Source organism: Herbaspirillum sp. WTB6, from assembly GCF_057457785.1.
Genome location: NZ_CP176522.1, coordinates 1,427,770 through 1,440,620 on the forward strand (window position 1 = coordinate 1,427,770; position 12,851 = coordinate 1,440,620).

Genomic DNA, 12,851 nt, shown 5'->3' on the forward strand with positions numbered 1-12,851 from the left:
TCAAATACGCCAGTATAGGGCAGATAGCACAACTGCGGCGGCGTCGGAATATTTGAAGCCGGCTGGTCGTGGGATGAAAACGCGAACCCTGCCTGGCGCGATACCCGACATGCCGGACCGGCACGGCGCAAATCCGCCGTCCCGCTCCGATTCGGCGCGTTCCATCCCACGGCCGGCCGGCTCCAGTCCCGACCTTAGCCGGATCCGCGCGAACCGCGTTGAGCGGTATCAAGCACCGCCATTTACTGGCCCTGTATTTCGGGGTCGACCGGCGCACAGAGCCCTGCTAGCACCGGAAGGTGCACAATACTCCCAACATATACACCGCATACCGGCCTAAAAATGGGGATTTTTGCTACATACCCAGGGAATTTCTGACGCCGCGGGACAAAATAGAAAATGAAGCAAGCCGATAGGCCGGATTCTGTTACGGCGAGTCGCCCCGCTATGACAGCCATTCCTCTAGGCCGTGAATTACTCCACGGCTCAAGCTTCCTACCCGCACGCTCCGCGAGCCACATCATCGCGTGCCTATTTGGAATTGCTCCGGGTGGAGGTTACCGCGTTTCACCCTTTGTGACGCGGGGAGCGGCTTGCGCCCTCCCCGGTCCCAAAGACTCGTCTCTGTGGCCCTATTCCTCGCCTTATACCGCAGCGCGGCTTTCGGCGGACGGCCGTTAACCGTCACCCTGCTCTATGGAGTCCGGACCTTCCTCCCGCCGCCCATGTTGCTATCGGCGGCCAGCGGCTGTCTGGCTTGCTTCAACCACCATTTTAGCCCAGTCCGCCGGGATCGCCGCCTTTTCTCGAGCACGGTGGGCGGCATTTGATGATGTCACAATAGCGCTCCCAGGCAAGCGCACAGGCCGCCACAGCGGCGACCGGCGCAAACCTGTCCGCCGTCAACCGTTCACGAGACTACTTCATGCATATCTGCATTCTGGGAGCCGGCGTAATCGGCGTCACTTCGGCCTATTGGCTGCTGGACGCCGGCCATCAAATCACGCTGGTGGATGCACTGCCGCAGGCCGGCAGCGGCGCCAGCCTCGGCAATGGTGCCCAACTCAGCTATTCCTATGTGGCGCCGCTGGCCGACCCTTCGGTCTGGAGCCATTGGCCGCAATATCTGTTCAGCGCCACTTCACCGCTGACACTGCAGCCGCAGATGGACCCGGCGCAATGGCGCTGGCTGTTGCAGTTCCTGGCGGCTTGCACCCGGCAGCGGGCGCGCCGCACCACCGAGGAGTTGCTGCGCCTGGCGTTTTTCAGCCGCGACCAGTTGGCGGCTCTGCTCCCCGACCTGCCGTTCGATTTCCATCACCACACCGCCGGCAAGCTGGTGATGTTCGATGATCCGGCCATGCTGGACGGCGCGCGCAGGCAGGTTGCATTCCAGGCCGAACTGGGCTGCCGGCAAAGCGTGCTGGACGCCGCGCGCTGCCTGGAAATCGAACCGGCGCTGGCTGCCGGCAGCCGGCGCTGGGCCGGCGGCGTCTATACGCCGAGCGAGGAGGTCGGCGATTGCGCACTGTTTTGCCGCGGATTGCTGGAGCGGATGCTGGCCCATCCTGATTTCTGCTTTGCGCCTTCCAGCGCGGTGAGCCGGCCGACGGTCGGCAACGGCGGGCTGCAATCGGTGCTGGCCGGCGCCGACGAGTTACATGCCGACGCCTTCGTGCTAGCGCTTGGCGCCGACAGCCCGGCCTTCGCCCGGCAGACTGGCTTTTCGTTGCCGATCTACCCGCTCAAGGGCTACAGCATCACGGTGCCGTTGCAACAGGCGACACTGCAAACGGCACCACAGGTGTCGATCACCGACTTGTCGCGCAAGATCGTATACGCGCGCCTGGGCCAACGGCTGCGGGTCGCCGGCCGGGTCGAACTGGTGGGGCGCGACCCCGGCATACCGCCGCGCGCAATCGGGGAGTTGGTACAAGGCATGCGCGAGCTGTTTCCGGCGCATGCCAACTGGCCTGATACGGCGGCGCTGCAGCCGTGGGCCGGTTTTCGCCCGGCGACGCCGACCGGGGTGCCGATCATCGGCCGTTCGCCGATTAAAAACCTGTATCTGAACGTTGGCCATGGCGCGCTCGGCTGGACCCTGGCCTGCGGCAGTGCCGCGCTGCTGGCGCAACAAGTAGCCGGCGCGCCAACCGCAGTCGATGCCGCACCATTCCAGTTGTAACCGGGCCGCCAGCCGGCACCGCGCCGGCCGAAAAAAAATGCCGGCGCACCGCCATGGCTGGCAGTGCGCCGGCAGCAGGAGTGCGATCGCACCGAGCCGTCGCGATTACCCGTTATGAAGCGATGCAGGCAAAGCGCCGCGGCCGGGCGCCCTTACCCGATTCGAAGCCCCTTCCCGTCACGCCTACACCCCAAGATAGCGCTGCAGAACGTCTGGCTGGTTCTTGAGCTCGGCGGCCGGGCCTTCATGGACGATGTGGCCGTTGTTGAGGATGTAGACGCGGCTTGCCAGCGTCAACGTCGCCGCAAGATTCTGTTCGACCAGGACGATGGTTTGGCCGGCTTTCGCCAGATCACGACAGATGCGCACGAGGTCCTGCACGATGACCGGAGCCAGCCCTTCGAAGGGCTCGTCGAGCAGGACGATCTTGGGATCGCGCACCAGCGCGCGCGCAATCGCCAGCATCTGCTGCTCGCCGCCGGAAAGGTCGGTGCCGCGGCTGGTACGCCGCTCCTTCAGGCGCGGGAACATGCCGTAGATGCGTTCCAGTGGCCATTTGTTGTCGGCCGTCAGTCCGGCGAGGATGATGTTCTCTTCCACGTTGAGGCTGCCGAAGATGCGTCGTTCCTCGTGAACGAGTTGCATCCCGATCCTGGCAATGGCATGCGGTTTTTGACCGACGAGTTCCTCTCCATCGAGCCTGATATTGCCGGCCTTGGGCCTCACGACGCCCATCAAGCTCTTGAGTGTGGTCGACTTGCCGGCGCCGTTCCGGCCGAGTAGCGCCACCACCTCGTTTTTCTCGACGCGTAGCGACACATCGAACAGGATGTGGCTATCCCCGTAGTAACTATTCAGACCGCTGACTTCGAGCAGGCTCATACCACCTCTCCATGTATGCCGCCGAGATAGGCTTCCTGAACTTTGGGATTGCTCTTGATTTCCTCGGGCGATCCCTCGACCAGCACACTGCCTTCCTGCAATACGGTAATTTTCTCGACCAATTCGAACAACGAGTCCATGTCGTGATCGATGACGATCATGGTACGGCCCACGGCAATCGACTTCAACAGTGCCACCGTTTCGACGCGCTCCTGTGGGCTCATGCCGGCCAGCGGTTCGTCGAGCAGAAGCAGGCTCGGCGACGTGGCGAGCGCCATCCCGATCTCCAGCCGCCGCTTCTCGCCGTAGGCAAGTTCGGAAACAGGTGTATCTATCCGCGCCGTCAAATTGACCAGCGCCGCCGTGCTCTCGACTCGTGTATTCAGCCCCGCGACCTTGGGCAGGCTCTTGAACAGATCGAGCTTGAATTTCCCCCGCAGCACGCCGAGCGCTGCAATCGTCAGATTCTGCCGCACGGTGAGCCGCTCGAACAACTGGTTGATCTGGTAGCTCTTGGTGAGTCCGAGCTGGCAGGCATCGGCCACACCCATGACGGTAATGTCCCGATTCTCGAACACGATCTTGCCTGAGGTCGGCACGATCTCACAGGTCAGCATGTTGAAAAAGGTACTCTTGCCAGCACCGTTCGGTCCGATGACCCCGCGTATTTCCCCATAATCGACGGTGAAATCGATATTGCTGTTGGCGACCAGGCCACCGTAACGCTTGGACAGGCCCGAAGCCTGGAGGATGGGGCCGCTCTTGTTGCCGCCCGGATTATGGCGGATCGTCGCCGCCGCCGCCGCGGCGGATGCCGGCACGGCGGCTGCTACCGGCGCCGGGCTGGCTTCCTGTCCGGCCGCCTTCTTGTCGCCCCATACCAAATGATAGAGATCGGCGATGGCACCGGCCAGGCCACGGCGCAAGAAGCAGATCAGAAGCACGAACACAATGCCGAGGACGAGTTTCCATGAGGAACCGAGATTCAGCGTGGTCTGGAAAAAGTCGCTCAGGTAGAGCCATACCGCCGCCCCCAGCAACGGCCCGAACAGCGTCCCGGCGCCGCCGATCGCGGTCTGCATGACGATCTCGCCCGAGGTTGCGAACATGAAGGCGTCTGGCGGCATGAAGCCTTGCATCATGCCAAGCAGGCCGCCGGCGAAGCCCGAATACATGGCAGCGATTACGAAAACGGCCAGCTTGTAGCCGTGAATGTTGTGCCCCAGTGCCTGCGCCCGCCGCGGATTGTCGCGAATCGCGCGCAGGATCAGACCGAACGGCGAACGCACGATGCGCAGCGCGATCACCAGCCCGACGAAGTACCAGAACGCGAAGAACACATACATCGACCAGTTGCTCTCGAACTGGAGGGTCGTGAAGCCCAGGCTCAGGTTCGGGGTCGGCACGCCGGGCAGGCCGTTCTCGCCACCGGTATAGGCCGACAACGGGTTGAACTCGACGAAGAAAAACACCTCGGCGATCGCCACCGTGATCATGGCGAAATAGATACCGGTGCGCCGCAGCGCAACCAGACCGACCAGGTAGCCGATGATGCCCGCCACGATCGTGCCCAGAATGAGGGCGCCGATCGTATTGGTGAAAGGAGTCTGCGTCAGCAGATAGGCGGCGAACATGCCGCCACTGCCGAAGAAGGCCGACTGGCCGAACGAAAGCAGTCCGGTGTAGCCGAACAAGAGGTCAAAGCCGATGCCGACCAACCCCCATATCAGGATGCGGTTGATCGTAGTCGGCGTAAAGCCGAGATGAGGCAGCACGAAAGGCACCGCGATCAGGGCCAGGATCGTGATGATTTCGACGAGGAAAGGGCGTTGTTTGAGCATTGGTAGATGGCGTTTATTCACGACCCGCAGTGCCGAGCAGTCCTCGGGGACGAAGCACCAGCACGAGCGTCATCGCGATGAAAAGCATGACATAGGAATAGGCCGGATCGAACATCGAGGTGATGCTGATGATTTCGCCGGCAATGAGCCCCCCCAGCACCGCGCCCGGGAAGGAGCCGACCCCGCCGATGACGACCACCACGAAGGTTTGTACCAGGATGGCCTCGCCGACGTCGGGCGCGATCGACACCACCGGCGCGTTGACGATGCCGGCAAAACCGGCCGCCATGGCGCCGATGCCGAACACCAGCATGAAGATCCGGTAGACGTTGATGCCGAGCGAATCGACCATCACCGAATCCTCGATCCCGGCGCGCACGATCATGCCGATCCGCGTTCGGTAAAGCACGAAGTACAGCGCCAGCAGCGCCACCGTGACGATGCCGAGCAGCGCCAGCCGATACGTCGGATAGACCATGAAGCCGAGCTGAGTGATCCCCACCAGCGGCCCCGGCGGTGGCACCGTCTTCGACAGACTGCCGAAGCCGAAGCGCACCGCCTCGACGAAGACGATGGCGAGGCCGAAGGTGACGAGAAGCTGGTCTTCAGCCGGCCGCGCATAGAAATGGCGGATGATCAGCCGTTCCGTCACCACCCCCACCAGCATGACAAACAGTGCGCCAACGACGACGGCGACAACGAAGGAGCCGGAATAGGTGAAAGCCACCCAGCCGGCATACCCTCCCAGCATGAACATCGCGCCATGCGCCAGGTTGAGCACGCCCAAGGTGCCGTAAATGATCGTCAGGCCGGAGGAAATGAGCGCCAAGAGCGCGCCCAGCACCAGCCCGTTGAAACATTGCGATATGAAATTAGCCCAGTTGATCACGCTGTCCTACCCTGATGGTGGATCGATTCGACCGTTGTTCGTACCGGCGGCAAACGGCCCGCCGGGGATGTGGATGCCCGCCACCGGAGAGGATGGAGGGCATGGACAGTCACTCTCCGGCCAGACCTGCAGCCGGGGAGTCAGACTGTCAGGTATAGTCGCCGAGCTTGCAGCCGAACGCATCCGCCGGCTGGATCACCTTGTCACCCGGCACGACGTCGAGCACCTCCCAGAAGTCCTCGTCGTTCTTCATGTCCTTCTTCGCCTTGCCGCGAACCAGGACGACCGGACGTATGCACTGGTGGTCTTGCGGCCGGTAGTGAACGTCGCCAAGCAGTGACGGGATGGTTTCACCCTTCTCGTACTGCTTGATGACATCCGGCGGATAGAAGCTGCCTGCTTCCGTGACCATACGCGCCCAGTGGGCGAAGCTGACATAACCGTTCTCAGCGCCCCATTCCGGCCGATAGCCGTATTTCTTATGGAATGCATCGACGAACAGCTTGGCCAGCGGATACTTGTCCTCCAGCGTCCACCAGAAATCGGTCGCGGCAAAAACGCCAGCCGTGATGTCCACTCCAGCTTCCTTGGCCAGGAACGGAATCTGATAAGGAATCACCAGCGTCATCTTCGGCAGCAGCCCGAACTGCTTGGCTTGCTGGCTCGACAACACGGCGTCACGGCCCCAGTTGACGTTGATCAGGAATTCGGCGCCGGAGTTGGCGATATTGGTCAGGTATTGGCTGAAATCCTGGGTTCCGAGCGGCGACACCTGGTTGGTCACCATCGTCCAGCCGGCTTCCTTGGTCAGATAGTCGTTGACCGACTTCGTGGTGGTGTGACCGTAGGTATAGTCCGGCGTCATGAACGCCGCCTTGCGGTTCTTGCCGAATTGCTTCACCAGCACCGGGCCAATCGCGTTGGCCGCCATTTCGCCGAAGAAACCCTGGCGGAAGCCGTAGCGTACGCAGTCCTTGCCGGTGGTGTCGTTGGAACCGGAAATCCCTGGCAGATAAATGATTTTTTCGCGCTGCGCGAACTTGTTCAGCGCGACCGCCACGGCCGACGAAGTCGAGCCGGTCATCATGATGATCTTGTTCTGGTTGATGAAAGTCTGCTGAACCTGCAACGCCTGGTTCGGCTTGGCAGCGGAGTCGGCCGAGAGGAATCCCACCTTCTTGCCGAGCAGGCCATGATTCACCTTCGGCGCCAGCTTCTTCATCAACTCGTGGTTGGTATTCATGTGCTCGATGGCGAGTTCCATGCCCTTGCGCTCGTCCGCCCCTTGCACCGCATAGGTGCCGGTTAGAGGTACGGCAGCGCCGACGTAGACCGTGTCACCTTGCGAACCGGCCGGCCAGGTCCCGATCGCCGGCTTGTCCGCGGCGTAGGCCCAGCGGACGTTGCCAAAACCCGCAAGCAGCGCCGCACCAGCCACGCCTGCGCCCATATGCAGCACATCACGGCGCGAAACAGCGGGCGTCGTCCCGTTTTTTAATTTGAAGTCCGACATGCGTCTCCTCACTTCGGTTGGTTGAAAATATTTCTTCCTCTTCCTGCGATTGACGGTGGATTTTTCCCCTGCCAAGCCGCGGCTCATCGAGCCCCTCCAACTGGTTACTAAGGTAGCAGAAAAAAATGGCCGTTGCGCAATTTTTGTCGATAAAAACGTAAGTCATTGACACAAAGCGCTATTTTTGTAAATATTCGATTTACAAACGGCATTAATTTGTAAATATTTGACATTGCAGTGCAATAGAAACGACTACCCACAGGGACATGCATGCCTCACACCGTGATTGGATTCAAGATTCGCGACAGGCGCCGCGCGCTCGGCATTACCCAGGCGGCCCTGTCGGCACGGATCGGCATTTCCGCTTCCTATCTGAACCTGATCGAAAACAACAAACGCAATATCGGCGGCGGATTGCTGAAGAAAATCGCCGATGAACTGGGCGTGGCGGTCGATCTGTTCGATGGCGCGGCCGAACGGCGGCTGGTCAACGACCTGGCCGAACTGAGCGGCGAATCGATCTTCAGCCCGCTGCAACTGGCGCCGGCAGCCGCCGGCGACTTCGCCAGCCAGCATCCGCAGTGGGCGCAGGCACTGGTCATGCTGCACCGCGCCTATCACGACCGCAACGAGGCGGTGACGGCGCTGTCCGACCGCCTGAACCAGGATCCGTTTCTGGGCGATGCCATCCACAGCATGCTGACCAACGTCGCGGCAATCCGGTCCTCGTCCGAGATCCTGGAAAACATCGACGAGCTGGATGCGGCCGAGCAAAAGCGTTTCCTCTCGATCATCGCGGCCGAAAGCGCGCGGCTGGCGGACGTGGCGCAGGCGCTGGCCGGTTTTTTCGACCGCGCGCGCTCGTCGACCCGCTCGGTGACGCCGGTGGAGGAGGTGGATGATTTCATCCAGGAAAAGGAAAACCACTTCCCGTACCTGGAGCAGGCCGCAACCGGCATCCGCACCGCCACCGGCATCGCTCCCGGCCATGTCGAGAGCGCACTGATCGACTACCTGCGGCGGCGCCACGCGGTGGCGGCAACCATCGAGCCGATCCTGGGCCAGAGCGCGGCCGACCCGCGCGCCCATGCACACTATGACTTCGAACGGCGGCATCTGGTGCTGCTGGATATCGCGCCGGCTGCGACCCGCCGCTTCGAGCTGGCGCGCCTGGCGGCGCAACTGGAATGCGGCGAACTGATTGGCGCCGAGATCGCCGCCTCACCGCTGCTCTCGACCCCGGCCGCGCGCCGCCGCGCAGAGCGGGCGCTGTACGCCTATGTCGCCGGCGCCGTGCTGCTGCCCTACGACGATTTCCTTGATGCGGCGGTGTCGGCGCGCTACGACATCGACTACCTGTGCCACAAATTCGGCGCCAGCTTCGAGCAGGTCTGCCATCGGCTGGTGACGCTGAAAAAACCCGGGCGCGAGGGGATCCGCTTCGGCTTCATGCGTTCCGACCCGGCCGGCTACGTCACCAAGCGTTTTCCCCTACCCTACATGTCGCTGCCGCGCTACGGCAACGCCTGCCCGCTGTGGGCGGTCTATCGTGCATTCCAGACGCCGGGAACGATGGTGCGCCAGCTGGCCGAGTTCCCGACCGGCGACCGTTACTTCTTCATCGCCTGCGCGGTGGAAAAGCAACTGCCGTCTTTCGCCGCGGCCAAACACCTGATTTCGATCATGCTGGTGTGCGAATCGATCCATGCCGACCAGATCGTCTACGGCGACGGCCTCGACCTGTCGTCGGCGGCGCCGACCACCCCGGTCGGCCCGACCTGCCGCCTGTGCGTGCGGCGCAACTGCGCGTCGCGCGAGGAAGATCCGATCATCAACGCCTGACGCCGGCCAGCGGCGCGTTTTGGCCGCCCCCGCCGGTGGTGTTAAACTTCCCGCCACAAGAAGCGAAGGCCGCCGAGCCCGCAACCACATCGGAGACAGCATGACTGCAAGGGTCCTGATTACTGAAGATGAACCGAATATTGTCGAATCGCTGACCTTCATCCTGAAACGGGCCGGCTACGACGTGTCGTCGGTGGCGGACGGCGAGGCGGCGTTGCGCCGCCTGCGCGGCGATCCGCCGGACATCATGATTCTCGACCTGATGCTGCCGAAGCTGAACGGCTTCGATGTCCTGAAGCTGGTCAAGGCCGATAGCGTGCTGAGCTCACTGCCGGTGCTGGTGCTGTCGGCCAAGGGCCAGGCGCACGACCGGCAATTGGCGGAGGAAATCGGCGCCGACGCCTTCATCACCAAGCCGTTCTCGAATCGCGACATCATCGACCAGATCGGCCGTCTCTGTCCCGCCGCGTCGACGGCCGCCGCCCAAGATAGACCCGTCGGGGGCCCGGCCGTGCCAGGCCGCTAGTCGCATGAAACCCCGGCCGCACGACTCCCGCACCGCGTCCGACGCCGCGACGGCGCTGCCGCTGTTCGGCCTGTTCCTGCTGATGCCGCCGGTGATCACGCTATTCGCGCGCGGCCTCGATCTGGCCGGCGTGCCGCTGATCGTGATCTATGTGTTCGGGGTCTGGATCACGCTGATCGTCTGCGCCGCGCTGCTGGCGCGACGCCTCGACCCCAGCCGCAGCGAGGAGGCGGGCAACGCCGAACCGCAGCCGCGGCCCGAGCTCGACCCGCATCACAGTTAAGCGGACTCGACGCCGTGCTGAGCGCCAACGTCGTCCTCTTCATTTCTCTCGTGTATGTGGCGCTGTTGTTCGCGGTCGCCTTCGTCGGCGACATCTACGCCCGCCGTGGCAATGTCGGCTGGCTGCAATCGCCGGTAGTCTATACGCTGTCGATCTCGCTGTACTGCACGTCATGGACCTTCTACGGCGCGGTCGGCTCGGCGGCGCGCAACGGCATCGAGTTCATCGCCATCTACACCGGCCCGACGCTGGTGTTCGTCGGCTGGTGGCTGCTGCTGCGCAAGATGGTGCGCATCGGCCGCATCCACCACATCACCTCGATCGCCGACATGATCTCCTCGCGCTACGGCAAGAGCGGCAGCCTGGCGGCCCTGATCACGGTGATCGCGGTGATCGTGGTGACGCCCTACATCGCGCTGCAGCTGAAGGCGGTCACCGCCAGCTTCCAGGTCATCAGCAACAGCGGCAGCGACGTACTGTCCGGATTTCCGCACAGCAACCCGGATTTTCGCATCGCCTTCTGGATCGCCGCCGGCATGGCCTTCTTCACGATCCTGTTCGGCACCCGCAACATCGACGCCAACGAGCGCCATCACGGCGTGGTGGCGGCGATCGCGGTGGAGGCGGTGGTCAAGCTGGTGGCGCTGATGGCGGTCGGCCTGCTGGTGGTATTCGGCATCGACAACGGCCTGACCGAACCCTTCGGCCACGCGCCGCCGGCCAATCTGCACTATGCCGACGTGTTCGGCTCCTCCTGGATCACGCAAACCTTCCTGGCCGCCGCCGCAGTGATCTGCCTGCCGCGCCAGTTCCAGATGACGATCGTCGAGTGCCCGAACGAGCAACACCTGCGCACCGCCTCCTGGATGTTCCCGCTGTACATGCTGCTGATCTGCCTGTTCGTGCTGCCGATCGCGATTGCCGGCCTGGACCATCTGCCGGAAGGCTCGAATCCGGACATGTTCGTGCTGACACTGCCGATGTGGGCCGGCCAGGGCGCAATCGCGCTGCTGGCCTTCCTGGGCGGGTTCTCGTCCGCCACCTCGATGGTGATCGTCTGCTCGATTGCGCTGTCGACCATGATCTCCAACCACATCATCATGCCGATCGCGCTGCGCCTGCCGTTGGTGGCGCTGGACGCCAGCGGTGATATCCGGCGTTTTATGCTCAACAGCCGGCGCATTTCCATCGTCCTGATCCTGTTGCTCGGCTTCCTCGATTTTCGGCTCTCGGCGCAATCCGAAGCCCTGGCTTCAATCGGCCTGATTTCCTTCGTCGGCGTCGCCCAGTTCCTGCCGGCCTTGATCGCCGGCCTGTACTGGCGCCAGGCGACCGCGAGCGGCGCGATGGCCGGGGTACTGGGCGGCTTCCTGGTCTGGACTTACACGCTATTCCTGCCGAGCTTTCGTGGCAGCTTCATCCTGACCGGAAGCGATATCGGCTTCGGCCCGTGGGGAGTATCGCTGCTGCGGCCACAGGCGCTGTTCGGGCTGGAGGGCTTGCCGCCCCTGGTGCACGCCACCTTCTGGAGCATGTCGATCAACATCTCGCTGCTGGTATTGGTATCGCTGGTGCGCGGCCAGAAGCCGCTGGAACGGCTGCAGAGCACGCTGTTCGTCGACGTCTTCCGTACGCCGGTCACCGACGTCTCGCGCTTTGTCAACCGCTCCGCCACCCGCTCCGACCTGAGCATCCTGGCGCAGCGCATCCTGGGGCCGGACGAGGCCTACCAGTTGTTCCAGGAAGCGGAGCGACGGTACGGGCCAATGCCCGACCAATCGCTGGCGGACGACACGTTCATCTCCGAGCTGGAGCGCAAGCTGGCCGGCAGCATCGGCGCCGCCTCGGCGCGCGCGCTGATTTCGCAGGTGGTGATCGGCGAAACCATCAGCCTCTACGAGCTGATGAAGATTGCCGACGAAACCCAGCGCATGCGCGACTACAGCCAGCTGCTGGAGCAGAAGTCGCGCCTGCTGGAAGCCACCGCCGGCCAACTGAAGGACGCCAACGACCGCCTGACCTTGCTGGACAGTCAGAAGGACGATTTCCTGAGCCAGGTCAGCCACGAAGTGCGCACGCCGATGACCTCGATCCGCTCGTTGTCCGAAATCCTGCTAGAGACGGAAGATATCCCGCGCCAGCAGACCGAGCGTTTCCTGCACATCATCCACGAGGAAAGCATCCGCATGACGCGCCTGCTGGACGGCATCCTCGACCTGTCGCTGCTGGAGGGCGAGCAGAGCAGTTGGCCGCTGGCGCCGATCGATCCCGAACAGGCGCTGGACAAGGCGATTGACGTCTGCCAGGGACTGGCCTCCAGTTCCCGCCTGCCGCTGCTGCAAGGCCCGCGCGCGCGCGGCGTCACCGTGCAGGGCGACCGCGACCGCCTGAACCAGGTGTTCATCAACCTGATCTCGAATGCGATCAAGTACAACACCAGCGAACAGCCATTCGTGCGCGTCAGCAGCCGGGTCGAGGGTGGCCAATACCAGGTGCTGGTGGAAGACAACGGCCCCGGCATCCAGCCCGAAGAACGCGAAAAAATCTTCCTGAAATTCGCGCGCGGCTGGGCCCACACCCGCTCCGCCACGCAGGGCGCCGGGCTCGGCCTGGCCATCAGTTGGCAAATCATGCGGCGCCTGGGCGGCAGCCTGGACTTGATGCCGGGCGGGGCCAGCGGCGCCTGCTTCCGGATCCAGTTGGCGCTCGCCAACAGCGACACCGCACCGCCGCCGGCGCGGACTCGCCAATCGGAGCGGCGGCGCTAAGATCCACAGCCGGTTTGACGCAGGCCGATGTCAAGCCCATATACTGCCTGCAAGTAATATAAATTGCTGGCAGACAGGCTTGGTTTAGCCCACATACCCCATCACTTCCGGTGTGGCCCCAG

At 63.1% G+C, this 12,851-nt stretch carries 9 protein-coding genes and 1 other RNA gene; 5 read left to right on the forward strand and 5 right to left on the reverse strand.

Features of this window, described 5'->3' with window-relative positions:
• Positions 1–397 precede the first annotated feature (397 nt).
• An RNA gene (gene rnpB, locus ACK2VC_RS06600) (RNase P RNA component class A) lies at positions 398–764 on the reverse strand.
• A gap of 161 nt (positions 765–925) precedes the next feature.
• On the opposite strand from rnpB, the gene ACK2VC_RS06605 reads away from it, so the two are divergent.
• On the forward strand, positions 926–2,185 hold the full coding sequence (locus ACK2VC_RS06605) for a D-amino acid dehydrogenase (RefSeq protein WP_486732813.1): 1,260 nt from the start codon (positions 926–928) through the stop codon (positions 2,183–2,185).
• 183 nt (positions 2,186–2,368) lie between these two features.
• Here the strand turns inward: ACK2VC_RS06605 and ACK2VC_RS06610 are convergent, their stop codons facing one another.
• The 4 genes from ACK2VC_RS06610 to ACK2VC_RS06625 form a co-directional block, all read right to left on the reverse strand.
• On the reverse strand, positions 2,369–3,067 hold the full coding sequence (locus ACK2VC_RS06610; protein WP_486732814.1) for an ABC transporter ATP-binding protein: 699 nt from the start codon (positions 3,065–3,067) through the stop codon (positions 2,369–2,371).
• Entirely contained in the window at positions 3,064–4,908 is a 1,845-nt protein-coding gene (locus ACK2VC_RS06615) for a branched-chain amino acid ABC transporter ATP-binding protein/permease (RefSeq protein WP_486732815.1), read from the reverse strand. Before ACK2VC_RS06615 ends, ACK2VC_RS06610 begins: the two co-directional genes overlap by 4 nt.
• Positions 4,909–4,921: 13 nt before the next feature.
• The gene (locus tag ACK2VC_RS06620; protein ID WP_486732816.1) at positions 4,922–5,797 is read right to left on the reverse strand and encodes a branched-chain amino acid ABC transporter permease; all 876 of its coding nucleotides are present in this window, start codon (positions 5,795–5,797) and stop codon (positions 4,922–4,924) included.
• Between the two features lie 148 nt (positions 5,798–5,945).
• Positions 5,946–7,310, reverse strand: a complete 1,365-nt coding sequence (locus ACK2VC_RS06625; protein ID WP_486732817.1) for a substrate-binding protein — start codon at positions 7,308–7,310, stop codon at positions 5,946–5,948.
• Between the two features lie 270 nt (positions 7,311–7,580).
• Here ACK2VC_RS06625 and ACK2VC_RS06630 point away from each other — a divergent pair, with 270 nt between their 5' ends.
• From ACK2VC_RS06630 to ACK2VC_RS06645, 4 genes are all read left to right on the forward strand, one after another.
• Positions 7,581–9,152, forward strand: a complete 1,572-nt coding sequence (locus tag ACK2VC_RS06630; protein ID WP_486732818.1) for a helix-turn-helix domain-containing protein — start codon at positions 7,581–7,583, stop codon at positions 9,150–9,152.
• Between the two features lie 100 nt (positions 9,153–9,252).
• On the forward strand, positions 9,253–9,678 hold the full coding sequence (locus tag ACK2VC_RS06635; RefSeq protein WP_486732819.1) for a response regulator transcription factor: 426 nt from the start codon (positions 9,253–9,255) through the stop codon (positions 9,676–9,678).
• Between the two features lie 4 nt (positions 9,679–9,682).
• Entirely contained in the window at positions 9,683–9,961 is a 279-nt protein-coding gene (locus ACK2VC_RS06640) for a hypothetical protein (protein ID WP_486732820.1), read from the forward strand.
• A gap of 14 nt (positions 9,962–9,975) precedes the next feature.
• Positions 9,976–12,729: an ATP-binding protein gene (locus tag ACK2VC_RS06645; RefSeq protein ID WP_486732821.1), complete on the forward strand. Its 2,754-nt coding sequence runs from the start codon at positions 9,976–9,978 to the stop codon at positions 12,727–12,729.
• The last annotated feature ends 122 nt before the right edge of the window (positions 12,730–12,851 follow it).

Bases quoted from the DNA above. Each gene is read 5' to 3' on its own strand.
- ACK2VC_RS06630 (WP_486732818.1), top strand. From the start codon at position 7,581: ATGCCTCACACCGTGATTGGATTCAAGATTCGCGACAGGCGCCGCGCG.
- ACK2VC_RS06610 (WP_486732814.1), bottom strand. From the start codon at position 3,067: ATGAGCCTGCTCGAAGTCAGCGGTCTGAATAGTTACTACGGGGATAGC.
- ACK2VC_RS06625 (WP_486732817.1), bottom strand. From the start codon at position 7,310: ATGTCGGACTTCAAATTAAAAAACGGGACGACGCCCGCTGTTTCGCGC.
- ACK2VC_RS06640 (WP_486732820.1), top strand. From the start codon at position 9,683: ATGAAACCCCGGCCGCACGACTCCCGCACCGCGTCCGACGCCGCGACG.
- ACK2VC_RS06605 (WP_486732813.1), top strand. From the start codon at position 926: ATGCATATCTGCATTCTGGGAGCCGGCGTAATCGGCGTCACTTCGGCC.
- ACK2VC_RS06615 (WP_486732815.1), bottom strand. From the start codon at position 4,908: ATGCTCAAACAACGCCCTTTCCTCGTCGAAATCATCACGATCCTGGCC.
- ACK2VC_RS06635 (WP_486732819.1), top strand. From the start codon at position 9,253: ATGACTGCAAGGGTCCTGATTACTGAAGATGAACCGAATATTGTCGAA.